Annotated in this window: 19 protein-coding genes; 10 read left to right on the top strand and 9 right to left on the bottom strand. The window is 69.9% G+C overall.

Annotated elements, in window-relative coordinates; translation table 11 throughout:
- Window positions 1–4 precede the first annotated feature (4 nt).
- From GGQ91_RS21910 to GGQ91_RS21900, 3 genes are all read right to left on the bottom strand, one after another.
- Window positions 5–868 (bottom strand): NADP-dependent methylenetetrahydromethanopterin/methylenetetrahydrofolate dehydrogenase, encoded by an 864-nt coding sequence (locus GGQ91_RS21910; protein ID WP_043381233.1) that lies wholly within the window; start codon window positions 866–868, stop codon window positions 5–7.
- 234 nt (window positions 869–1102) lie between these two features.
- Window positions 1103–2044, bottom strand: coding sequence for a D-2-hydroxyacid dehydrogenase (locus GGQ91_RS21905; protein ID WP_043355704.1), 942 nt, complete (start codon window positions 2042–2044; stop codon window positions 1103–1105).
- Between the two features lie 103 nt (window positions 2045–2147).
- Complete coding sequence (locus tag GGQ91_RS21900) at window positions 2148–3356, bottom strand: aminotransferase class V-fold PLP-dependent enzyme (RefSeq protein WP_043385155.1); 1209 nt, start codon at window positions 3354–3356, stop codon at window positions 2148–2150.
- A 537-nt stretch (window positions 3357–3893) separates the two neighbouring features.
- Here GGQ91_RS21900 and GGQ91_RS21895 point away from each other — a divergent pair.
- From GGQ91_RS21895 to GGQ91_RS21885, 3 genes are all read left to right on the top strand, one after another.
- A complete protein-coding gene (locus GGQ91_RS21895; protein ID WP_210274854.1) occupies window positions 3894–4691 on the top strand; it encodes a UDP-2,3-diacylglucosamine diphosphatase in 798 nt (265 codons plus the stop codon).
- Between the two features lie 10 nt (window positions 4692–4701).
- The gene (locus GGQ91_RS21890) at window positions 4702–5748 is read left to right on the top strand and encodes a glycosyltransferase family 4 protein (RefSeq protein WP_043385150.1); all 1047 of its coding nucleotides are present in this window, start codon (window positions 4702–4704) and stop codon (window positions 5746–5748) included.
- A gap of 131 nt (window positions 5749–5879) precedes the next feature.
- On the top strand, window positions 5880–6479 hold the full coding sequence (locus GGQ91_RS21885; RefSeq protein ID WP_043385177.1) for a ribonuclease HII: 600 nt from the start codon (window positions 5880–5882) through the stop codon (window positions 6477–6479).
- Window positions 6480–6495: 16 nt separating this feature from the next.
- On the opposite strand, the gene GGQ91_RS21880 is transcribed toward GGQ91_RS21885, so the two are convergent.
- Together GGQ91_RS21880 and GGQ91_RS21875 are read right to left on the bottom strand one after the other, a co-directional pair.
- The gene (locus GGQ91_RS21880; protein ID WP_246410860.1) at window positions 6496–8541 is read right to left on the bottom strand and encodes a methyl-accepting chemotaxis protein; all 2046 of its coding nucleotides are present in this window, start codon (window positions 8539–8541) and stop codon (window positions 6496–6498) included.
- A 366-nt stretch (window positions 8542–8907) separates the two neighbouring features.
- On the bottom strand, window positions 8908–10023 hold the full coding sequence (locus GGQ91_RS21875; RefSeq protein ID WP_051976158.1) for a PA0069 family radical SAM protein: 1116 nt from the start codon (window positions 10021–10023) through the stop codon (window positions 8908–8910).
- Between the two features lie 157 nt (window positions 10024–10180).
- On the opposite strand from GGQ91_RS21875, the gene GGQ91_RS21870 reads away from it, so the two are divergent.
- Together GGQ91_RS21870 and GGQ91_RS21865 are read left to right on the top strand one after the other, a co-directional pair.
- Entirely contained in the window at window positions 10181–10711 is a 531-nt protein-coding gene (locus tag GGQ91_RS21870; protein WP_083683565.1) for a hypothetical protein, read from the top strand.
- Window positions 10712–10845: 134 nt separating this feature from the next.
- Window positions 10846–12294 carry an amino acid permease gene (locus GGQ91_RS21865; RefSeq protein WP_043385144.1) on the top strand — a complete coding sequence of 483 codons (1449 nt, stop codon included), beginning with the start codon at window positions 10846–10848 and terminating at the stop codon, window positions 12292–12294.
- 85 nt (window positions 12295–12379) lie between these two features.
- Here GGQ91_RS21865 and moaB read toward each other — a convergent pair whose 3' ends face one another.
- Window positions 12380–12937, bottom strand: a complete 558-nt coding sequence (gene moaB / locus GGQ91_RS21860) for a molybdenum cofactor biosynthesis protein B (RefSeq protein ID WP_182592835.1) — start codon at window positions 12935–12937, stop codon at window positions 12380–12382.
- Between the two features lie 140 nt (window positions 12938–13077).
- On the opposite strand from moaB, the gene maiA reads away from it, so the two are divergent.
- The 4 genes from maiA (at window position 13078) to GGQ91_RS21840 (ending at window position 15867) form a co-directional block, all read left to right on the top strand.
- Window positions 13078–13725 (top strand): maleylacetoacetate isomerase, encoded by a 648-nt coding sequence (gene maiA / locus GGQ91_RS21855; protein ID WP_182592834.1) that lies wholly within the window; start codon window positions 13078–13080, stop codon window positions 13723–13725.
- A gap of 131 nt (window positions 13726–13856) precedes the next feature.
- Entirely contained in the window at window positions 13857–15188 is a 1332-nt protein-coding gene (locus GGQ91_RS21850) for an NAD(P)/FAD-dependent oxidoreductase (RefSeq protein WP_182592833.1), read from the top strand.
- 65 nt (window positions 15189–15253) lie between these two features.
- Complete coding sequence (locus GGQ91_RS21845; RefSeq protein WP_043355731.1) at window positions 15254–15565, top strand: EthD family reductase; 312 nt, start codon at window positions 15254–15256, stop codon at window positions 15563–15565.
- The gene (locus GGQ91_RS21840; protein ID WP_043355733.1) at window positions 15562–15867 is read left to right on the top strand and encodes a hypothetical protein; all 306 of its coding nucleotides are present in this window, start codon (window positions 15562–15564) and stop codon (window positions 15865–15867) included. Before GGQ91_RS21845 ends, GGQ91_RS21840 begins: the two co-directional genes overlap by 4 nt.
- 60 nt (window positions 15868–15927) lie before the next feature.
- Here GGQ91_RS21840 and GGQ91_RS21835 read toward each other — a convergent pair whose 3' ends face one another.
- The 3 genes from GGQ91_RS21835 to GGQ91_RS21825 all read right to left on the bottom strand — a co-directional run bounded on the left by GGQ91_RS21835 (window position 15928) and on the right by GGQ91_RS21825 (window position 21725).
- The gene (locus GGQ91_RS21835; RefSeq protein ID WP_182592832.1) at window positions 15928–19266 is read right to left on the bottom strand and encodes an ATP-binding protein; all 3339 of its coding nucleotides are present in this window, start codon (window positions 19264–19266) and stop codon (window positions 15928–15930) included.
- A gap of 54 nt (window positions 19267–19320) precedes the next feature.
- Window positions 19321–20592 carry an O-antigen ligase family protein gene (locus GGQ91_RS21830; RefSeq protein WP_182592831.1) on the bottom strand — a complete coding sequence of 424 codons (1272 nt, stop codon included), beginning with the start codon at window positions 20590–20592 and terminating at the stop codon, window positions 19321–19323.
- Between the two features lie 125 nt (window positions 20593–20717).
- Window positions 20718–21725 (bottom strand): CobW family GTP-binding protein, encoded by a 1008-nt coding sequence (locus GGQ91_RS21825; RefSeq protein WP_043385135.1) that lies wholly within the window; start codon window positions 21723–21725, stop codon window positions 20718–20720.
- A gap of 294 nt (window positions 21726–22019) precedes the next feature.
- Between GGQ91_RS21825 and GGQ91_RS21820 the strand changes: the two genes are divergently transcribed.
- A complete protein-coding gene (locus GGQ91_RS21820) occupies window positions 22020–23342 on the top strand; it encodes an efflux RND transporter periplasmic adaptor subunit (RefSeq protein WP_182592830.1) in 1323 nt (440 codons plus the stop codon).
- Window positions 23343–23353: the final 11 nt, after the last annotated feature.

Genomic DNA, 23353 nt, shown 5'->3' with positions numbered 1-23353 from the left:
CCCGTCAGGCCATCGACTTGGCGAGCGAATAAATCTCCTCGGCGTCGAGCACCTTGTCGGTGCTCTCGAAGAGCTGGCCCACGCAGGCCCGGTGCAGCTTGAGCTTCAACCCGCCGATGCCCAGCGCGCCGAAGGCCTGCTTGCCGTTGCGCTCCTTGCCCTTGTCCATCACGTCGATGCCGCCGATGCCCGTCGGGGGCTGGGCGTTGTAGTCGGCGACGAACTCGATGGACGATTCCTGCGCCCAGGCGGATTCGGGCAGCAGCTCGACGCCGATGGCGCCGGCCGTGAACACGAGGTTCGTGCCCTTCACGAGGGCCACGCGGGACGCCTCGTCGGGGGTGGCGGCGGCCTTCACGTTGACCTTGAAGCGCTTGTTGATCTGGTCCGCGGCAGCCTGGGTCTTGTCGAGGGCGCGGCCCGCGATGGTGACCTCGGCGCCCTCGCCGGCGAGCAGCGCGGCCGAGCGCATGCCGACCGGGCCGGTGCCGGCCAGCACGACGGCCTTCTTGCCCTGGAGCGAGCCTGCGGCCTTCGCCACCAGCGCGACGCCCGCGGCGGCCGTGGTGTTGGAGCCGTTGGAATCGAGCATGACCGAGACGCGGAACGGGCCGAAGAACCGCTTCTTGACCGCGGTGAACAGCTCCTCGCCGGCCGCCATGCTGCCGCCGCCGACGAAGATCGCCGTCGACTTCTTTTCGGAACCGCCACGGGTGTAGATCGTGCCGTCGACCAGAGCGCCGACATTGTCGGGGTTCACGCCACCGTAGCCGGCGATGTGGTCGGCGCCGCCGTCGTAGCCGACGACCGTGTCGAACACGTTCGGCACGGCATCGGTGTCGAACAGGAACAGCAGCTTCTTCGTCACGATTCAGACCTTTCTGTCGCGCCCTGCGGCGCTATCGTCTTGTTTTCAAAGGGCGGTCGCAGCGCGCGACCCATCCGCGTCATCGTGCGCCCGAGCTTTCAGATGGCATAGCGGGCGAGGCGCGGGCCCCCTCTCCCGTGCGGGAGAGGGACAGGGTGAGGGGCGTGCCTCATCCGGAGAATTGTCCTCCCTCACCCCAACCCTCTCCCGCACGGGAGAGGGGGCCTGTCGCGCCTACTCGACCACGTTCTGCGGCTTACCCGCCACGAAGGCCTCGACGTTGTCGACGAGCTGGTCGGCCAGGATTTGCATCGCCTCCTTGCTGGCCCAGGCGACGTGCGGCGTGACGATCAGGTTCGGCAGGTCGGCCTCGCACAGGATGTTGCCGTCCTTGGGCGGCTCCTGCGCCACCACGTCGAAGCCGGCGCCCGCGATGGTGCCGTCCTTGAGCGCTTCGAGCAGGGCCGCCTCGTCCACGAGCCCGCCCCGGGCCGTGTTGATGAGGATGGCGCTCTTCTTCATCTTCTTGAATTCGGCCGCGCCGATCATCCCCTTGGTCTCGGGGGTCAGCGGCACGTGCAGCGTGATCACGTCGGACTGCGTCAGGATCGTCTCGAAATCGACCAGCCCGTCCTGCGGGAACACGTCGTAGGCGATGACCGTCATGCCGAGCGCCTCGGCGCGCTTGGCGATCGACTTGCCGAGCGCCCCGTAGCCGACGATGCCCAGCGTCGAGCCGGCGATGTCGTAGATCGGGTAGTCGAAGTAGCAGAACTGCTTGGACTTCGCCCAGTCGCCCCGCTTCACCGAGTTCGCGTAGGGCACGATCGCCCGGCGCAGGGCGAACATCAGCCCGACCACGTGCTCCGGCACGGTGTTGAAGGCGTAGTTGCGGATGTTGACGACGGTGATGCCCTGCGCCTTGGCCGCGGCCTTGTCGACCACGTCGGTGCCGGTGGCGGCGACGGCGATCAGCTTCAGGTCGGGGAGCTGCTTCAGCGTCTCGGCCCGCATCGGGACCTTGTTGATCAGCGCGATCTCCGCCCCCTGGAGGCGGGAGACGATCTCTTCCGGCGTCCAGGTCGAGTCGTGCTCGACGTATTCGTGCGGGAAGTTGAACGGTCGGACCCTGGCATCGAGGGATTCACGATCCAGGAACACGATCTTCTTGGTCATAGGACCCCTCTCGTACGACGGGCAGTTTCCTCGATAGTCTTGTTCTTACTTGCGCGTCGGGGCGGGCCCGGCAACCCGGCCCCGCCCCGATCGCGTGCGCCGATTACGCCTTATGCAGCGGATTCTCGCGCAGATAGCTGGAGGCGGCGGCGACGCCCGAGCCCGGCGTGACCTTGATGCCGCAATCGATCATGGCCATCTCGGCGCCCGCGATGGCGCCCAGCAGCGAGAGCTCGTTCAGGTCGCCCAGGTGGCCGATGCGGAACACCTTGCCGGCGACTTTCGAGAGGCCGGCCCCGAGCGACAGGTTGTAGCGCTCGTAGGCGTGGATGATCACCTTGGCGGCGTCGGCGCCCTCCGGCACCACGATCGCCGTGACCGTGTCGGAGTTCCACTTCGGCTCCTTGGCGCAGGGCTTGAGGCCCCAGGCCGCCACCGCCTGACGGGTCGCCTCGGCGAGCACGTGATGGCGGTGGTAGACGTTCTCCAGCCCCTCCTCCTTCACGATCGCCAGGGCCTCACGCAGGCCGTAGAGCAGCGGCAGGACGGGGGTGTAGGGGAAGTAGCCGGTGGCGTTGGCGGCCAGCTGGTCCTTCCAGGCGAAGTAGGCATGGCCGAGCCGGTCGTTGCGGCCGGTGCCGCCCTCGGCGATCTTGAGCGCCTTCGGGCTGATGCAGATCAGGCCGAGGCCGGCCGGCAGCATGAAGCCCTTCTGGGAGCCCGCGATGGCGCAGTCGACCTTCCAGTCGTCCATGTAGAACGGCAGCGAGCCGATCGACGAGATGCCGTCCACGAACAGCAGGGCCGGGTGGCCGGCGGCGTCGATCGCCTTGCGCACCGCGCCGATGTCGCTGGTGACGCCCGTGGCGGTCTCGTTGTGGACGACCATGACGGCCTTGATCTTATGGTCCTTGTCGGCGCGCAGGGCCTCCTCGATCTTCTGCGGATCGGCGCCGGTGCCCCACTCCTCCTCCTGGACGACCACGTCGAGGCCGAGGCGCTGGGCCATGTCGACCCAGAGGTGGCTGAACTGGCCGTAGCGCGAGGTCAGCACCGTGTCGCCGCGGCAGAGGGTGTTGGACAGGGCCGATTCCCAGATGCCGGTGCCCGAGGACGGGAACAGGATGACCGTCCCGGCGGTCGAGCCGAACACCATCTTGGAGTCCTGGAGCAGCGGCTTCACCAGCTCGGGGAAGCTCGGCGAGCGGTGATCCTCCGACGGCACATGCATGGCGCGCAGGACGCGCTCCGGGATGTTCGTGGGGCCGGGAATGAAGAGGTGGTTGCGACCGGGGCGCCGGGTTGCGGCCATGATGTTTCCTCCGAAAAATCCATTGTGCGCGGGCGTGAACCCGCGCCGGGTTGTCCAAGCGTCCTCAGGGAGTCGGTCCGGCGCCGTCGAAAGCGGCTCGCGCCGCGCCCCCTCGAACGCCATCCTCTGCCGTGATCGGGGGGCCTCCGCGGAGCGGCAGGCGGCCTCACGCCGCTCGCGTCGCGGCACGCCCCCGCGCGCCGGTCGCCTCCGAAATGCCGTCCCGTCCAACGGCCTCAGGGCCGTCCTCGCCGCCTTCCTGTCAAGGTCCGGCCGAACTCGTGCCGAGCCGCCGGTTCCTGGTATTATGAGCGGGCGAAGCTCGAAAGGAAAACCGGAAAAACTTCCAGAACTTGGCAAAAAAATTTTTTGTGCGGCGCAACGAAGCCGAGGTCCGGTTGAGATGCTTTGCGGCGCCGCAACGCGGACGGGTGGCCCCGCCGGGACTCCGCGTCATCAAACTGAGATGGGATCGCGCTCTGGATCCCGGCACCGTTCAGCCGCCGGGAGAGGGTTGCCGTGGCCGAGGTTGAGGAGATGCCGGTCCGCGTGCGGACGCTGTTCCTGTCCGACCTGCATCTCGGAACGCGCGGCTGCCAAGCCGGCCTGCTCCTGTCGTTCCTGAAGGATTACGACGCCGACACGATCTATCTCGTCGGCGACATCGTGGACGGGTGGCAGTTGCGCTCGGGCTGGTACTGGCCGCAGGAGCACAACGACGTGGTGCAGAAGCTCCTGCGCAAGGTCCGCAAGGGCGCGCGGATCGTCTACCTGCCCGGGAACCACGACGAGTTCCTGCGCGACTATGTGGGCACGAGCTTCGGCGGCATCGAGCTGGCCGAGACCGCGATCCACGAGGCGGCGGACGGCAAGCGCTACCTCGTGATCCACGGCGACCAGTTCGACATGGTCGTGCGGCACTCGCGCTGGCTCGCCCATCTCGGCGACGGCGCCTACACCCTGGCCCTGTCCCTCAACACCTTGATCAACAAGGTGCGGCGGCGCCTCGGCCTGTCCTACTGGTCGCTCTCCGCCTGGGCGAAGCTGCGCGTGAAGAACGCCGTGAGCTTCATCGGCCGCTTCGAGACGATCCTGGCCGAGGAGGCGCGCCGCCAGGGTGCCGACGGGGTGATCTGCGGCCACATCCACCATGCTGCGGACCGGCCGATCGGCGACCTGCGCTACCTCAACACCGGCGACTGGGTGGAATCCTGCACCGGTCTCGTGGAGCATTACGACGGCCGGATAGAGGTTCTGCACTATCCGAGCCTCCTGCGGGCGCAGGCGGCCGAGGCCGTGCCGCAACCCCTGGCGGGCCGGCGCGCGGTGGCTTGAGGGCACCGCCGTGAAGCTTCTGATCGCCAGCGACGCGTGGCATCCCCAGGTGAACGGCGTCGTCCGCTCCCTGGAGCAGATGGTCCGCCGCGCCCCGGAACACGGCTTCGCGACGGCCCTGCTCTCCGTGGCGGATTTCCGCTCGCTGCCGCTCCCGGGCTATCCCGAGATCCGCCTCGCCTATGCCAGCCGGGAGCGGGTGGCGGCGCGCTGGACGGCGGAACGGCCGACCCACGTGCATATCGCCACGGAGGGGCCCGTGGGGTTGGCCGTGCGGCGCCATTGCCTGGCGCACAACCTGCCGTTCACGACGAGCTACCACACCCGCTTCCCGGAATATCTCGCGGCCCGCGCGCCGGTGCCGGAAGCGTGGTCCTACGCCTATCTGCGCCGGTTCCACAGCGCGGCGCGGGGAACGATGGTCAGCACCGCCTCGCTCCAGGGTGAACTGGCGGCGCGGGGATTCGGCCGGCTGATGCGCTGGACCCGGGGCGTAGACACGGAACGGTTCCGGCCCGCCGGACCGGGGACGCCCGTGCCGGCGGAACTCGCGGACCTGCCCGGGCCGCTGTTCCTCTATGTCGGGCGGCTGGCGGTGGAGAAGAACGTCGCCGCCTTCCTCGCCCTCGACCTGCCCGGCACCAAGGTCGTGGTGGGCGACGGGCCGGACCGCGCGCGCCTACGGGGTCTCGCGCCGGGGGCGCGCTTCCTCGGCACCCGCACCGGCGCGGACCTCGCGGCGGTCTACGCCGCCTGCGACGTCTTCGTGTTCCCGAGCCTCACCGACACGTTCGGCATCGTGCTCCTCGAGGCCCTGGCCAGCGGCCTTCCGGTGGCGGCCTTCCCGGTGCCGGGCCCCAACGACGTGGTCGGCGGCCGTCGCGTCGGGGTTCTCGATCAGGATCTCCGGGCTGCCGCGCTGGCGGCCCTGCGGCTGTCGCGGGCCGAGTGCCGGGCCGAGGCCCTGCGCTGCGGCTGGGACGTGAGCGCGCGGCAGTTCTTCGGCAATATCATCGAGGCGCATGGCGGCGCGCGCGGCACCCGGGACGCCGCCTGACCCGTGACGGCGCCCGCGCGGGATGGCAGGACGGCGTCATGCCGCCCGCCAAGCCGTCCGCCCCGCCCATCGCCAAATCGACTGTTAAGTCGGTCGGCAAGTCGGTCGCCGCCACGTCGCCGACCAAGCCGATGGCGGGCCGGCCGCCCTTCGATCCCAACCGGGCCGCAGCCTACCCGGCGGTGATCGGCTGCGACGAGGTCGGTCGCGGCGCACTCTGTGGGCCGGTCGTGGTGGCCGCGGTCTGGTTCGATCCGGCGGCGATCCCCGCCGACCTGCTGGGCGCCCTCGACGACAGCAAGCGCGTCCCGGAGCCGGCCCGGGAACGTCTGGCCCCCATGATCCACACCCATGCCCGGGTCGCGGTGGCGGCGGGCTCCCGGGCGCTGATCGACCAGATCAACATCCGCGGCGCAACCCTCGATGCAATGGCGCGGGCGGTCGCCCGGCTCGGCCTCGCCGCGCCCGTGCTGGTCGACGGGCGCGACGCCCTGCCGGGCCTTCCGGGTCGCGCCGTGGTCGGCGGCGACCGGCTGGTGCCGCAGATCGCCGCCGCATCGATCGTCGCCAAGGTGTTCCGCGACCGGCTGATGCGGCGCCTGGCTCAGCGCCATCCCGGCTACGGCTGGGAGCGCAACGTCGGCTACGGCACGGCCGTCCACCGCGCCGGCCTGACGCAACTCGGCCGCAGCCCGCATCACCGACTCAGCTTCACCCGGGCCTTCGACTGATCCCGGCCCCCAAGGGTCACGCAGCCCGGACGCCGGCCAGGAAGCGACCAACCTCGACGGCGAGCTGCTCCGACTGACGCGTGAGCGCGGTCGCGGCCGTCAGGACGTGGTCGGCCGCGCGCCCCGTCTGGTCGGCCGCCTGCGCAACCCCGGCGATGGTGCCGGTCACCTCCTGCGTCCCCGTAGAGACCTGCGTGATGTTGCGGACAATCTCCTGCGTGGCCACCCCCTGCTGCTCCACCGCCGCCGCGATCGCGGCGGCCACCGCACTGATCTCCCCGATCCGGCCGGTGATCGTCCCGATCGCCTCCACCGCCTGACCGGTGACGGTCTGGATGTCGCAGATCTGCCGCCCGATCTCCTCGGTGGCGCGGCCTGTCTGGGCTGCAAGGTCCTTCACCTCGGTGGCGACCACCGCGAAGCCCCGCCCCGCCTCGCCGGCCCGCGCCGCCTCGATGGTGGCGTTGAGCGCCAGCAGATTCGTCTGTGCGGCGATGCCGGCGATCAGCTCGACCACCGCGTCGACCCGGGCGGCCGCCGTGTTGAGCGCGGCCACCAGCACGGCGGTCCGGTCGGCCTCGCCGACGGCGGCCCGCGCCAGTTCGGACGAGCCCTGGACCTGGCGCGCAATCTCTTGGACGGAGGTGCCGAGTTCCTCCACGGCGGCGGCCACGGTTCTGACGCCGGTGGACGCCTCCTCGGCGGCGGCAGCCACGGTATCGGACTGGCTGGCGGTCTGCTGGGCGGTCGTGGTCATCTGCCAGGCCGTGGTCTGCAATTCGGCCGCGGCGGCGGAGACCTGACCGACGATGCCGGCCACCGCCGACTCGAAACCCTGCGCCATCGTGAGCGTCATGCTCCGACGCTGCGCCTCCGCGGCCAGCGCCGCCTCGGCCGCCTCGGCCTCCAGGGCGCGGGTGCGGACGAGGTTGTCCCGGAAGACCTGCACGGCCGCCGCCATCGCGCCGATCTCGTCCCGCCGCTCTCGGGCCGGGATCGGCACGTCGGCGTCTCCTCCCGCGAGCGCCTGCATGGCCTGGGTCATGGCCCGCAACGGCCGGAGCACCCAACGGAACACGATGACGATACCGCCGACCGCCAGCAGGACCGCTGCGGTCAGGAACAGCACGGCCCCGAAAAGCGCGCGCTGCGACTCGGCGGCGAGGAGCTGGGCCCGTTCGATCATCGCGTCGAGACCCGCGTGGGCCAGATCGAGAAGCGCCCTCCCGTCGGCGATGTCGCGCGCACGCAACGCATCGGCCTCGATGCCGGGCGCCCTGCCCCGGCTGAGCGCGTCCGTGATCACGACGCGCCGCCGCGCCGACTCGCCCTCGAAGTTGCTGGCCTGCGCCTTCTGGAAGGCGGCACGCAGGGCGACCGGGACGTCTTCCGTGAATAGGTCGACGACTTTACCCCAGTCCGCCATCAGGCGTCCCCGCTCCTCGGCCGCCGCGATGATCTCCTCCTGCGACCAAGACGCCTTGGCGGCCACCGAGGTTTCCATACGGCGCCAGGAGTTGCCGAGTGCGACCCGCGTCGCCCAGCTGGCACGCTTGATGTCGAGGGCCTGCGCGACCGCCGTGTCCCGGCGCGGGATGGCCGCGTCCACCGCGGCGTTGGTTGCCGCGAAGGCATTGAGGAGGCTCGTGACGGCTGTGTCGAAGGTCTGTCTGAACGCCGCATCGCGGCGTTCCCTCGGGAGCGCGACGACCGCGTCGATCTGTGGCCTCAGCGCCGCCAAGGTCGCCTGCGCGCTCCGAAGGGGCTCCAGCGTCGCCTGGACCGACGGCACGGCGAGGTCGCGCACAAGGGTCCAGAATTCCGTCTCCGCGTCCATCAGGGCCTGCCGCTCGGACAGCTGATCCGCCCTGTCGGCCACCGAGATCGGACCCTCGACGGCCAGGACCTTCTGAACGATGCCCCGCGCCATGCGGGTCGCGATCACCGACCGGAGCAGCGTGCGGCTGACCCGCGTGAGCGTGACGACGCGCTGCCCCTCTCGCGCGTGCTCCACAGCGCTCAGGAGCGTGTCTGTACGCACGGCAAGCAGCATTACTCCCATACTCAGCAATACTAATCCGATAATCGATCCTATTGAAAATCTGAAATATCGAGACAAAACGTAAGTCCTTCTCAATACAAACCTAGAAAACGACTTCATAGAGGACAAAAGATCTTTGCTGTCAACCTCGAATTCAAGACTCAATCGAAATATGTATTTTGGCAATTAAGATTAAACCTAGAGTCAACAAGCCGAGTATTCGCGCAATCGAAGTCCCGATTGACGCGACGAGTGCGGTACGTCGCCATTTCCAGCGGAATTGGAGATGGATGATCGATAAGCTGCTGCACCGACGGCGGATTCATCTGGCCCGGCAGGCGCTCCGCTCATACGATCCTGGCCAGCCGGGCTCGACGCCGCGCCGTCTCAGAACAGCGACAACTGTGCCCCCGGTCTGCGGAAGAACTCCCGGTTCAGCGCCATCCGCCCGAAGGCGAAGCCGAGTCGCGTGCCGGCGAGCCGGACCCGCTGGCCGATCATCGCCGCGTAGGCCCCCTCCCCGCGGAAGCGGTGGCCGAAGCGCGGGTCGTTCTCGCGCCCGCCCCGGGCTTCCCGCAGGAGCGCGAAGGCCCGCGCCCTGCGCTCCGGATAGTGCTCGGCGAACCAGTCGGCCACGAGGTCGGCGACTTCGCCGGGGAGGCGCAGCAGCGCGTGGCCGATGCGACTCGCCCCGTGCGCACGCGCCTCGGCCAGGATCGATTCGATCTCGTGATCGGTCAGGCCGGGAATGATCGGCGAGACGTTGACCATGACGGGCACCCCCGCCGCGCTCAGCGCGCGCATCGCCGCGAGCCGCTTGTCCGGCCGCGGCGCCCGCGGGTCGAGGCGGCGGGCGAGGTCCGGATCCAGCGTCGGCAACGAGATCGCCGCCAGCACGAGATTGTCCGCCGCCATCGCCGCCAGGATATCGAGGTCGCGCAGCACGAGGTCCGACTTGGTGGTGATGCTGACGGGATGTCGGGCGTCCCGCAGCACCTCCAGCACCGCGCGGGTGATCCGGTGCGCGCGCTCGACGGGCTGGTAGGGATCTGTGGCGGTGCCGAGGGCGATCGTTTCGGGCCGGTAGCCCGGCGCGGCCATCTCGCGGGCCAGCAGCCTTGCGGCGTCCGGCTTGGTGAAGATCCGCGACTCGAAGTCGAGCCCCGGCGACAGGCCGAGCCAGGCATGGGTGGGGCGCGCGTAGCAGTAGATGCAGCCGTGCTCGCAGCCCCGATAAGGGTTGATCGACCGGTCGAAGGGGATGTCGGGCGAGCTGTTGCGGGCGATGATCCGCGTGGAGCGCTCCGGGGTGACCTGCGTGCGCAGGGGCGCCGGCGCGTCCGCCATCCCGGTCTCCTCGTGGAACGTCTCCCGCCGGGCCGGCTCGTGGCGGCCGGTGGGATTGGCCGTGGCACCACGCCCGCGCCGAGCATCCCGCGGCACACCGCTCGGGCCGAGTCGCTGGGCGGGCCGGCCCGAGACGTCATCGGGTATCGACACCATGGCGACTCGTCTCCTGCCCGATCCCGCTCGGAACATAGAGCGAACAACCGTCGGCCGAACGCCTCTTTTTCAGGCAGACACAGCTTTGTCGCCTGTCCGGACAGCGACACGGCCGCCCGACGGCGGCCGGGCGGTTTACGGCGGCGCAGAATCGTCTATGCGCGCGCTCATGCTCTCCGCCGTGACCTATCTGGCCGACCCGGCCGATCCGGACGCGATCGATCGCTTGGCCGACACGCTCAGCGTGCTGGTCTCCGGCGTGGCCGGCGGCCTCATCGGCGACGCGGTGATCGTTTCGGGCAGCGAGAGTGAAGCCGTGGCAGCCGTCGCGGAGGCCACGGGCGCGACGCTCGTGCTGCACCGGGGCGGCAATCCCTACGCCGCGGGCGCTGCCGCAGCCCGCCGGGACTGGATCCTGTGCCTTGAGGCCGGGGACGTTCCGGCCGAGGGCTGGATCCGCACCCTCGACCGCTTCGTCGGGACGGCGCGGCCGGAGACGGCCCTCGGCCGCCTGCACCGTACGGCCGCAGGCTGGCTCGAACGGCTCGTGGGCCGGTTGGAGAGCGTGATGGGCGCCCGGCAGGCCCGGGCCGGGGACGTCGTCCGGCGCGAGGCCCTAATGAGCGGCGGCCCGTTCGCGGCGCGCCTCAAGGTCCGGCCCTTGATCGCCCGGATCGAACGCGCCTGACCGGCAGAATCTTGCGCCGGCCCTCGTTGTTGTCGGTCAGTCCGCCTCTACAACACTTGAAGCGCGGCAGAAATTTCGCCGACTCTACATCTGTGGAAGCGGGCTGACCTGGCTCGACCTGGAAGGATGGTGCAATGGAATCGTCGGGCCTGATGGGGCGCAAATCGGTCGACGACATCGTCGAGAGCGGTGAGGGCGAGCAGCAGCTCTCGAAGTCGCTCGGCGCCCTCTCGATCACCGCGATGGGCATCGGGGCGATCATCGGCGCCGGCATCTTCGTTCTCACCGGCACGGCGGCGGCCCAGTATGCCGGACCGGGGATCATGCTGTCCTTTGTGCTCGGCGGCATCGCCTGCGCCTTCGTCGGCCTGTGCTATTCCGAGATGGCCGCGCTGATCCCGGTGGCGGGGTCGAGCTACACCTACACCTACGCGACGCTGGGCGAGTTTTTCGCGTGGCTCATCGGCTGGGACCTGATCCTCGAATACGCCATGGGTGCCGCCACCGTGGCGGTGGGCTGGTCGGGCTACGTCATCAGCATCCTGAAGACCGTCGGGATCGTGATCCCGGCCCAGTTCGCGAACGCGCCCGGCACGCCGATCGACGGCGGCGGGACGGCTCTGTTCAACCTGCCGGCGGTGCTGATCGTGGCGCTGATCACGATTCTGCTGATGCGCGGGACCAAGGAATCGGCGCGCTTCAACAACATCATGGTCGCGGTGAAGCTCACCGTGGTGGTGGCCTTCATCGCGCTGGGCTGGGGCCACGTCGACACCGCGAACTGGAGCCCGCTGATCCCCGACAACGACGGCACCTTCGGGCATTTCGGCGCCAGCGGCATCCTGCGCGGCGCCGGCGTGGTGTTCTTCGCCTTCATCGGCTTCGACGCGGTCTCCACCGCCGCCCAGGAGGCGCGCAAGCCCCAGAAGGACATGCCCATCGGCATCCTGGGCTCGCTGGCGGTCTGCACGATCCTGTACGTGCTCGTCGCCGCCGTGCTCACCGGCCTCGTCCCCTACAAGGAGCTGAACGTCCCCGACCCGATCGCCAAGGGCGTCGACGTGATCGGCATCGGCTGGTTCGCCCTCCTGATCAAGCTCGGGGCGCTGACCGGGCTCACGACGGTGATCCTCGTCCTGCTCTACGGCCAGAGCCGGATCTTCTTCACCATGGCCCAGGACGGCCTGCTGCCGAAGATGTTCTCCCACGTCCATCCGACCTACCAGACGCCGTATCGCAGCCAGGCGCTGATCGGGGCCGTGGTCGCCGTGGTGGCGGCCCTGGTGCCGATCCACATCCTCGGGGAGATGGTGAGCATCGGCACGCTCGCCGCCTTCATCCTCGTCTGCGGCTCGGTGCTCTACCTGCGGCGGACCGAGCGCCACATGAAGCGGCCGTTCCGGGCCCCCGCCGTGCCGGTCGTGCCGATCCTCGGCATCCTGTTCTGCCTGCTCCTGATGATCGGCCTGCCCCTCGACACGTGGCTGCGGCTGGTGATCTGGATGGCGATCGGCCTCGTCGTGTACTTCTTCTACGGCCGCAAGCACTCGGTCCTGCGCCGGAAGGAGGGGAACGCGGCGTAGGTCAGACGGACCGGCCCCTCACGATCCTCCATGACGATCCCGTCATTCCGGGCCGCCGCGGGCGGGCCCGGACTGAGGCTCATGCTCACACCGCGATGCTGGCCCCGCGCCGCAGGTGCTCGTCGAGACGCGGCATGATCTCCACGAAGTTGCAGGGCCGGTGCCGGTAGTCGAGCTGCTGGGCCAGGATCCCGTCCCAGGCGTCCCGGCAGGCGCCCGGTGAGCCCGGCAGCACGAACACGTAGGTCGCCTGCGCGACCCCCGCGGTGGCGCGGGATTGCAGGGTCGAGGTGCCGATCTTGTCGTACGAGATCCGGTGGAACACGGCCGAGAAGCCGTCCATCCGTTTCTCGAACAGCGGCTCCAGCGCCTCGGGGGTGACGTCGCGGCCGGTGAAGCCGGTCCCGCCGGTGGTGATCACCACGTCGACGCCGGGATCGCGCAGCCACGCCTCCACCTGGCCGCGGATCGCCGGGACCTCGTCCGGCACGATCGACCGGGCCGCCAGACGATGCCCCGCCTCGGTGAGGCGCTGCGTCAGGGTGTCCCCCGAGCGGTCGTCCTCCGGGCGGCGCGTGTCGGAGACGGTCAGGACCGCGATGTTCAGGGGGATGAAGCGGCGGGCGTCGGTCTGATCGGCCATCGTGCGGGCTCTCCGGGACGGAAGACCGATATGGGCCGGCCGAAGCCGCTTGTCGCCCCCGGGCGGCCGCGTCCACGTCCCACTTGCGGTGCGCGGCAAACTCGGCTGTGCTCTTCCGATCCCGTCGGAGATCGCTCCCCATGCACATGTACGGCAACTGGCGCTCGGCTGCGGCCTTCCGGGTGCGGATCGCCCTGAAGCTGAAGGGCATCGCCTACGAGGAGACCTTCATCGATCTCGACGCGGGCGACCAGCACAAGCCGGAGTTCCGGAGGATCAACCCGCAGGGCGCGGTACCGGCCCTGTTCGACGGCGACGGGCCGCCGCTCACCCAGTCGCTCGCGATCCTCGATTACCTGGAGGAGACGCGGGGCGGCGTGCGCCTCCTGCCGGAGGAGCCCCGGGCGCGGGCCCGGGCCCGCTCGCTGGCACAGGTGGTCGCGTGCGATACCCACCCGCTCTACGTGCCCCGGGTGCGCACCTTCCTGATGGAGCATTACGGTCTGCCCCGGGAGCGGATGCTGGATTTCCTGCGCAACGCCTTCACGACCGGCCTCGTGACCCTGGAGACGCGGCTGTCCACCGAGGCGGGCACGGGACGCTTCTGCCAGGGCGATTCGGTGAGCCATGCCGATCTCTGCCTCGTCAGCCTCTGGGTCGGGACCGGCATCTTCGGCATCGACACGGCGGCCTACCCGACTGTCGCGCGAATCGCCGAGGCCTGCCTCGCCCTGCCCGCGGTCGCGGAGGCACACCCGTTGCGTCAGCCGGGTGCCCCGTCGGCGTGATCGCGCGCCACGCGTGCGCGTGAATCCGCGCTGGTGACCTGGGGCCGCGACAAGCGGTTGTGGAATTCGGCGGCCCAGGCCGTGTAAGGAGGCCGGCGATTAATCCCGGTCCGGGGAAAGAAAGAGTGTCGATGGCATCCGTCGAGAACGAGTCCGGCCTGCATCGTGTCGTGGTGGTCGGCGGCGGCGCCGCCGGCCTCCAGCTGGTGACGAAGCTCGGCGACAAGCTCGGGCGCGGCAAGCGCGCGCACATCACCCTCGTGGACCGCGCCCGGACGCATATCTGGAAGCCGCTGCTTCACGAGGTGGCGGCCGGCAGCCTCGATGTGGGCCACCACGCGGTGGATTACCTGCATCACGCCCACATGCACGGCTTCCGCTACCGGATCGGGCGCATGACCGGCCTCGACCGCGACGCGCGCACGGTCCAGCTCGCGGCGAGCCACGACGCGGAAGGGCGCGAGGTCACGCCCGAGCGCGCCGTCCCCTACGACACGCTGGTGATGGCGGTGGGCTCCACCACGAACGATTTCGGCACGACGGGCGTCGCCGAGCATGCCATCGCCCTCGACACCCAGGAGCAGGCGGTGCGCTTCCACCAGCGCCTCGTGAACGCCTCGCTGCGGGCCCACACCCAGGTCGGCCCGGTCCGGCCCGGCCAGCTCCACGTCACGGTGATCGGCGCGGGCGCCACCGGAACCGAACTCGCCGCCGAGTTGCACCGGACGCTGCGCCACGTCGTCTCCACCGGGCTCGACAAGATCGACCCGGGCAAGGACATCCGCATCACCCTGGTGGAGGCCGCGGACCGGATCCTGCCGGCGGTGCCGCAGCGCCTCTCGGCCGAGGTGATGCAGCTCCTCAACAAGATCGGCGTCGACGTGCGCGTGAAGGCCCGGGTGACCGAGGTGCGCGCCGACGGCGTCCAGCTCGCCGACGGGACCTTCATCCCGTCCGAGCTGGTCGTGTGGGCGGCGGGGGTGAAGGCGCCACCCTTCCTGCAGGGTATCGGCGGCCTGGAGACCACGCGGACCAATCAGCTGGTGGTGACCCCGACGCTGCAGACGACCCGCGACCCGGATATCTTCGCCATCGGCGACTGCGCCTATCTGGTGGAGGCCGGCTCCGACACGCCGGTGCCGCCCCGCGCCCAGGCGGCCCACCAGCAGGCGAGCCACCTCATCAGCCAGATCCCGGCCAAGATCGCCGGGAAGCCGCTGAAGCCGTTCCGGTACAAGGATTTCGGCTCGCTGGTCTCGCTCGGCGAGTACTCGACCGTGGGCAGCCTGATGGGGTTCGTCCGCGGCAAGAACATGCTCATCGCCGGCCTGTTCGCCCGCATGATGTACCGCTCGCTCTACAAGATGCACGAGCGGGCGCTCCACGGCACGGCCAAGACGGTCCTCGACACCCTGGCGCGCGCGCTGACCCGGCGCACCGAGCCGCGAGTGAAGCTGCACTGACCGTCGCCCCACGAACCGAGGACGGGCGCCCGGGCGGACCGGGCGTGACACAGAAAGGAAGCCCCATGATCCTGGTAAGCGTGATGTATCCGGCCGGCCCGAGCTTCGACATGGGCTACTATCTCGGCCATCACATGCCGCTGGTGCGCGAGCGCTGGTCGTCCCTCGGCCTGCACGAGGCCAAGGTGGTCAAGGGCGCCGGCACGCCGGACGGCGGCACCGCCCCGTTCCAGGTGATGGCGCTGCTGACCTTCGCGTCGGTCGACGCCTTCCAGAAAGCCGTCGCCGCCCATGGCGAGGAGATCTTCGCGGACATCCCTAACTTCACGTCGGCGCAGGCCCAGGTTCAAATCAACGACTTCGCGGAAAGCCCGTGATCGACATCGTCAAGGCTGTTCAGGAGGCCGATCCGAGCCTCGGCACCTACGTGGTCGTGCTGCGCACCGACGCCCGGGCCCTCGACGGCCCGGAACGCTTTACGCCGGACGCGCAGGCCTGGATCGCCGACAAGGCGCCCAGCGGCCGGCTGGCGCGGGTGCGGATCCTGCTCGCGCCCTATCCGGGCGCGGAACCGGCGGAGCGGGAGGTCACCGTGGCGGCCTTCACCGACGCCCGGGAGCTCGCCGCCTTCGCGACGACCTGGACCGGCGACCCGCTGCCCGAGACCGACGAGGCATAGGTCCCAACCGCGCGGGGCGGCCCCTGTCGGGGCGCCGGCCCGCGCCTCAGCCGCGTCGCATCAGGCCGCGCGCAGCTGCCGGATGGCGCGCAGCGCCGTCGCCCGCTGGATTTCCAGGCGCCGGATCAGCGGCATCAGGTCGGCCCCCGCATGGGCGGCGGCCTCGACCTCGCGGCACAGGCTCGACAGGCCGACGAAGCCCAGGAGCCCCGCCGCCGCCACCAGGGCGTGCGCGTCGTGAGCGATCTGAAGACGGTCGGTCTCGCTCGGCCGGAACCGCTCGGACAGCTCGTTGGCCAGGAGATCGAGCAGCGCCCCCACCCGGTCGGAGCCGAAGCTCGCCGTCATTTCGGTGAGAACCGCGGCATCGAGGACGGCGGAATCGATGTCGGGTACGGTGCGCGGCTCCTCGGCCCGCGCCGGGCGGCGCGCGCCCGGGGCCGTCCAGCGGCTGATCGTGGCGAAGAGATCGGCCCGCCGGAACGGCTTGCCGACATAATCGTCCATCCCGGCCTCGCGCAGTTCCTCGATCTGCGACGGCAGGACGTTCGCCGTCATGGCCACGATCGGGATGTCGCAGGCGGGCGGCGCCAGGGCGCGGATGCGCCGGGTCGCCGTGAGCCCGTCGACCCGGGGCATCTGGACGTCCATGAGCACGAGATCGTAGGCGCGCCCCGCCGCGACGGACGATCCGACCGCCGTGATCGCCTCGGCCCCGTCCCCGGCGACATCCACCGTGTAGCCCTGGGATTCGAGCACCGCGCAGGCCAGTTCCTGGTTGAGCGGGACGTCCTCGACCAGGAGCAGCCGGATCGGGGAGGCTGGCACGGCGCCGGCCGCCGGGGCGGCCACGGACTGCGACCGCAGCAGCGCCGGATCCGCCTCGATCCGGTCCTCCGCCGCGTCGGCGCCCTGCTCGCCCCGCGGCAGCACCAGGCGGAACCAGAAGGTCGAGCCCTCCCCCTCGCGGCTCACGACGCCGATCTCGCCGCCCATCAGGGTCACGAGGTGCCGGGAGATCGCGAGACCGAGGCCGGTGCCGCCGAACCGCCGGCTGATGGAGCCGTCGACCTGACTGAACCGCTTGAACAGCCTGTCCTGCTGCGCCGGCGCGATGCCGATGCCGGTATCGATCACGGAAAACCGCACCGCGTCGCCGGGGCGACCGTCGGCGGCGCGATCATCGCCTTCCCGCTCCACGGTCACCGTAACGGAACCCTCGGGCGTGAACTTCACGGCGTTGTTCAGGAGGTTGAGCAGCACCTGACGCAAGCGTCCCGCGTCACCGATCACGAAGGTCGGAAGGGCCGGGTCGATCCGGGCCTCGATGGCGAGGCCGCTGCGCAGCGCACTGCCGCGCACGATCGAGACCGTCCCGTCCACGATCGAGACCAGCGGGAAGGGGACCGGATCGAGGGTCAGCTCGCCCGCCTCGATCTTCGAGAAGTCGAGGATGTCGTTGACGACCGTGAGCAAGGCCGCTCCGGAACTCTGGATCAGCTCCAGGCGCCGCCGGTCCTCGCTCTGGATCGCATCGCCGTCGAGGAGCAGCTCGGCATAGCCGAGGATGCCGTTGAGCGGCGTGCGGATCTCGTGGCTCATCGCGGCGAGGAACTCGCTCTTGGCCGCGCTCGCGCGCTCCGCCTCGGTGCGGGCCGCCTCGGCATCCCGCGTGGCGGTGCGCAGGGCCGCCTCGACCGCCTTGCGCTCGGTGATGTCGAGATGAAGGCCGACCATGCTCTGAGGGTGCCCCTCGGCGCCGCAGAGCGTCCGCCCGCGCGCGTAGAGCCAGCGCCCGCCGGCCCGGAATTCGGCCGCATAGGAGGTCCCGGACTCGACCGCCCGTCGGATCTCGATCCAGACATCGGCGACGTCGTCGGGATGAATCAACGCGGTCCATTCGGACGCCGACAGCGTGTGTGCGGCGCCGTTATCCCGCAGACCGTGCATCCGGGCGCTTTCCGGGCTCAGCGTGACGAGCCCGGTGCGCATGTCCCAGTCCCAGGTGCCGGCCTCGGCGGCGTCCAGGGCAATGCCCAGCAGGCCGCGGGCCTCCTCGACGGCGAGCCGCGCCGTGATGATGTCGTCGACATCGAGTGCGGTCCCGAGCCACTCCGCCACAGCGCCGTCCGCCGGATCGAGGCGGATCGGAATCAGCGAGATCTTGTGCCACCGGTAGAGGCCGTCGTGGCGGCGGATCCGCCACTGGCCGCTATAGCCCGTCCCGGTCTCGACCGCCCGGGTCCAGGCCGCCTCCATAGCGGGCGCATCCTCCGGGTGGTTCCGGATCAGGCGCTCCGCGCGCTCGGGCCCGATCGGCCCGTAATAGGACTGGAACTGGGCGTTGGCGTAAGTGGACTGTCCGTCCCCGACCCGCATGGTCCAGACCAGCAGCGGCAGCGCCTCGGCGAGGCCGCGATAGCGCAGCTCGCTCCGGCGCACCTCGTCTTCGGCGCGCCGGCGCTCGGTCACGTCGATGAGAACGCCGACGAGGCCGGCATTGGGGTCCTCTCCCCGGCACATGCCGCGGACGACCACGTCGCGGAGCTCGCCGTCCGGACGGATCAGCCGCGCCTCGAAATCGAATCGCGTTCTGCGGGCGACCGCGTCGGCGACGATCGCCTCGAGCCGGGCGCGGTCGTCGGGATGGTAGATCTGCGAGAAGGCGTCGAGACGCGGCGGCGGTGTCGCGGGGTCGCGACCGGCGATGGCGTAGAGGCTGGCCGACCAGACCGGCTGACCGTCCGAGAGGTCCACGCGCCAGTTTCCGACGCTGGCGAGTTGCTCGGCCATCAGGAGCTGGTGGTTCGCCGCCTCCTGAGTGCGGGACCGGGCATGGATCTCGCGATGCTGCTCGCGGATCACCGCCTCGCGGATCGCGGCCTGCGCGATCTCGCGTTCGCGCTTGGCATTGGCCTCCGTCAGCCTCAGATGGGCCACGACGATCGCGGCGAGGTCGCGGAAGGCGGCGGCGTCCGCCGGCGAGAGACCGGCTCGGGGTTCCGGGTCGGCGAGGCAGAAGGTGCCGATCCGCAGGCCGGGCTCGAGGCTCAGCGGGATACCGGCATAGAACCGGATCCCGTCCGGCGCAGCGACGGCGGGCAGGTCACGGAAGCGCGCGTCGAGACGGGTGTCGGGTACGACGAGCAGGGCATCGCTGCGGATCGTGTGCTGGCACAGGCTCTGATCCCGCCGCATCGTGGTCGGCAAGGCCTGGCAGGGCGTCTTGAGCCACTGATGCGTGTCACCGAGGAAGGCCACGAACGCGTGGCGCACGCCGAACAGGCGGCAGGCTGTCCGGCAGACGGCCTCGAAATGCGGCTCGGGCGGCGTGCCCACGATCCCGAGGGCCTCAAGGGCGGCGACCCGATCGCCCTCGTTGTCCGGCTGTGTGTTCACGTACCGTCTCCGGGTGCGGATTGGCAGCTCGGCCGGAGCCGAGCGATGCCGCGCCTAGCGCCGCGTTTCAAGCGCACCCGCCTGCGGCGCGCCCGCGCGCAGCCGCGCCGCCTCCAGCGCCCAGACCATGCCCAGCATCATGTAGACGTGGCGCCACTTCTCGATATCGATCTGGACCGCCTGCAGGAAGAACATCAGCAGCGCCGGCCAGACGATCTGCGCGTGCGCCCGGACGGGCGACGGCCGTGCCAGGAGCCGGAACCCGACGATGCCGGTGATCACCACGAGGCCGATGAACACCGTGCCCCCGAGCCAGCCCCCGTTGGCGAAGGAGCCGATATACGAATTGTGCGGTTCGAGCCCGAAGGTCAGCCGCCAGTGCATCGGCCCCATGCCGAACGGCCGCTCCAGCAGCATCGCGAAGCCGCGGATCTGGTTGCCGAAGCGGCCGGTCTCGCCCTGGTCGTAGTCCTGGGTCAGGGCCGCGCGGGTTTCGAACATCTTGTGGACGTGGTCGACCGAGAGCAGCCCGATCACCGCGACGGTGCCGAGGACGACCGTGGCGAGGGTCAGGAGCACGATGCGGCGGCGCAGGCGCGGGGCGGTGCTGCCGGCATAGACCGATCCCACCATCAGAAGCACTGCGACGACGCTCCCGCCCCAGGAGCCCCGCGAGAACGACAGGAAGATGCCGGCGACGATGATCAGCAGGCCGACGAGCGAGACCAGCGGTCGCCGGGTCGAGCCGGTGAGCAGGCCGTGCATCAGGTAGAGGGCGCCGAGCGTCAGGAAGGAGCCGAACACGTTCGGGTCCTGGAAGGTGCCCGAGGCCCGGTCGTATTTGTAGAACAGGTCCTCGATCCCGAGCCACTGGAGATAGCCGACGATGCCGAGCACCGCCGAGAACACGCAGCTCGCCGTGTAGGCCTTGAGCGCCAGCTCCATCCGGGCGTGGGTGTCGTCCGCGAAGAACATCGCGAAGAAGATGCAGGTGATCGCGAGGTAGATCAGCTGCACCGTCCAGGTGACCGGGAACTCCTCGTTCAGGTAGGGCAGCAGCGCGGAGACGATGGCCGCGAGGTAGAGCAGGAGGAGTGCGACCAGCGGCACCGCCCCGCGGTGCAGCCGCACGCCGAGGCAGAGCCAGAGCAGGATCGTGGGGATCGCCACCGCGTCGTACGGGGAGGTCTCCGAGAAGGCGAAGCAGGCGAAGAAGATGAACGCCGCAAACAGCGCCTTGGCCAGCCCCTCGACGGCCACGATGAGCGGGAGTCCGCCCGCGATCCCGGACGGGACCGGGCCTGCAGGCGCTGCGGTGTGGGCCATGGCTACGCGGGCTCCACGGGCCGGTTACGCTGGCCCGCTCGTGCCGTGATGCCATCCAATCGTTGAGAATCGCCTTCGGGCGGCGCTCAGGGCCCGGCCGCCCCCGTGGGAGGCGGCCGGTCGGCTCACGCGCGGCAGGCCTCGAAGCCCTCCGTGATCGCCGCCGGATCGAGGTTGCGCCCGATGAACACCACCCGCGAGACCCGCTTTTCGTCCTTCCCCCAGTCGCCCTGCACGTCGCCGTCGAGGATCATGTGCACGCCCTGGAAGACGAAGCGCTTCGGCTCGTTCGGGAAGGCCACGATCCCCTTGCACCGGAGGATGTCCGGACCCTGCGACTGGGTCAGGTTCGAGATCCACGGCATGAACTTGTCGGGATCGACCTCACCCTCGATCTTGGCCGAGACCGAGCGGATGTCGGAATCGTGATGGTGGTGGTGTCCCGCCTCCAGGAAGTCGGGTTCGACGTCGAGGATGCGGTCGAGGTCGAAGGCGTTGCGCTCCAGCACGGCCTCGAGGGGCACCGCGCAGTTCTGCGTGCGGTGGAGCTTGGCCAGGGGGTTGATCGTGCGGATCTCGGCCTCGACCCGGTCGAGGTCGGCCGGGGAGACGAGATCGCTCTTGTTGAGCAGGATCACGTCCGCGAAGGCGATCTGGTTCTTCGCCTCGGGGGCGTCCTTCAGGCGGTCGGACAACCACTTGGCGTCGGCCACCGTCACCACCGCATCGAGGCGGGCGGCCTCGCCCACGTCCTGGTCGACGAAGAAGGTCTGCGCCACGGGGGCCGGATCGGCGAGGCCGGTGGTCTCGACGATGATCGCGTCGAACTTGCCTCGGCGCTTGACCAGCCCATCCATGATCCGGATCAGGTCGCCGCGCACCGTGCAGCAGACGCAGCCGTTGTTCATCTCGAACACTTCCTCGTCCGCGCCGACGACGAGGTCGTTGTCGATGCCGATCTCGCCGAACTCGTTGACGATCACGGCGTAGCGCTTACCGTGATTCTCGGTGAGGATCCGGTTGAGGAGCGTGGTCTTGCCAGCGCCGAGATAGCCGGTGAGCACGGTGACCGGGATCTTGCCGGCGGCTGAGCCGGATGCGGCCGGGGCGGGAGCGTTGCTCGTTTCGGACATGACGGGTTCTTCGGTGACGGAATCGGGATCGGGCGGGTCAGGCCCCGCGAGCGTTGTCATATTGTAACAAATCCCGTCAAAGGAAGACGGGGCCACACGGTTTCGCGACTGGGGCGCCAGATCGATTGCCTGTCTGACAAGCTTTGCTCTAGGCACGCGTTGCTGCCGGGAACCATCCCGCGGAGCGCCATAGAAAAGCACCAGCGATCGCATTGATCTCGGCGTCGTCCTGGCACGAATCGTACCCTCGTCAATCAGCCCGGTCCCATGGCCCGGACCTAGAAGATCATCCGCATGGACGCCCGAAATCCGCTGGACCAGGACGAGGCCGTCACCGTGCCCCCGCGCAACCGTCGGTGGGCCCGCCTCCTGGTCGTCGCCGTCCTGCTCGCGGCCGCTGCGGGCCTGGCCTTCGCGTTCTCCGACCGGACCCGCGAGACGGCCTCGAACCTCGTCGCCGCGCTGACGGGGCTGTTCGCACCAGCCAACCCTGACCCGGGCATCGATGTGGAGAAGGCCGGCCCGGTGGAACGGGTGTTCCGGCCCTCCAAGGAGCAGCGTGCCGCCTTCGAGATCCTGCCGGTCGCCAACCTGGTGTTCCGGCCCGAGGGCACCGCCGAGGGACGGATCGCCCTCAACGAGGACGACAACGTCCCTGTCGTCTCGCCCTATGCCGGCCGCGTGACGAAGGTCCTGGCCCGCGCCGGCGACGACGTGAAGGCCGGCGACGTTCTGCTGACGCTCGAGGCCACCGACATGGTCCAGGCGCAGAACGACTATCAGGCGGCCGTGAACAACCTCCAGAAGCAGCAGGCGCTTCTGAAGCTCGACCAGACCATCGCGCAGCGGCAGCAGGAGCTGTTCCAGGCCCACGCGACGGCCCTGAAGGACTACCAATCGGCCCAGAACGACGTCATCGCCGCCCAGAGCGACCTGAAGACCGCCGAGGGCGCCCTCGACGCGGTGAAGAACCGTCTGCGGATGCTGGGCAAGACCGACGCCGAGATGGCCGCCTTCGAGAAGAAGGGCACGATGAGCGCCGAGACGCAGATCCGGGCGCCGATCGCCGGCACGATCGTCCAGCGCAAGGTCGGCACCGGCCAGTACCTCTCCGCCTCCAGCGACCCGGTCTTCGTGATCGGCGACCTGTCGACGGTGTGGCTCGTCGCCAACGTCCGCGAGAGCGAGATCCCGAAGATCCGCATCGGCCAGGAGGTCGAGGCGAAGGTGGCGGGCTTCGGCGCCCGGGTGTTCAAGGCCCGGGTGAACTACATGGCCTCCAGCCTCGACCCGGCGACGCGGCGGCTGGCCGTGCGCAGCGAGGTCGACAACCCGGACCGGGTGCTGCGCCCGGAGATGTTTGCCACCTACACGATCATCACCGGCAAGGGCGAGCCGAGCCCGAGCGTGCCGGTGGCCGCCATCGTGTACGAGGGCGACCGCACCCATGTCTGGGTGGCGCGGCCCGACGGAGCCGTGGAGGCGCGCGACGTCAAGCTCGGCCTGATCAACGGCGACAATGCCCAGGTCGTCCAGGGCCTGCGCGCGGGCGAGCAGGTGGTCACCCGGGGGGCCCTGTTCATCGATCGGGCGGCCACCGGCGACAAGGCGTCCTGAGCGGGGATCCG

Origin of the sequence: Methylobacterium fujisawaense (genome assembly GCF_014138435.1) — a bacterium.
GTDB classification, from domain to species: Bacteria; Pseudomonadota; Alphaproteobacteria; order Rhizobiales; family Beijerinckiaceae; genus Methylobacterium; species Methylobacterium fujisawaense.
This window is presented reverse-complemented; position numbering and strand designations above follow the sequence as displayed.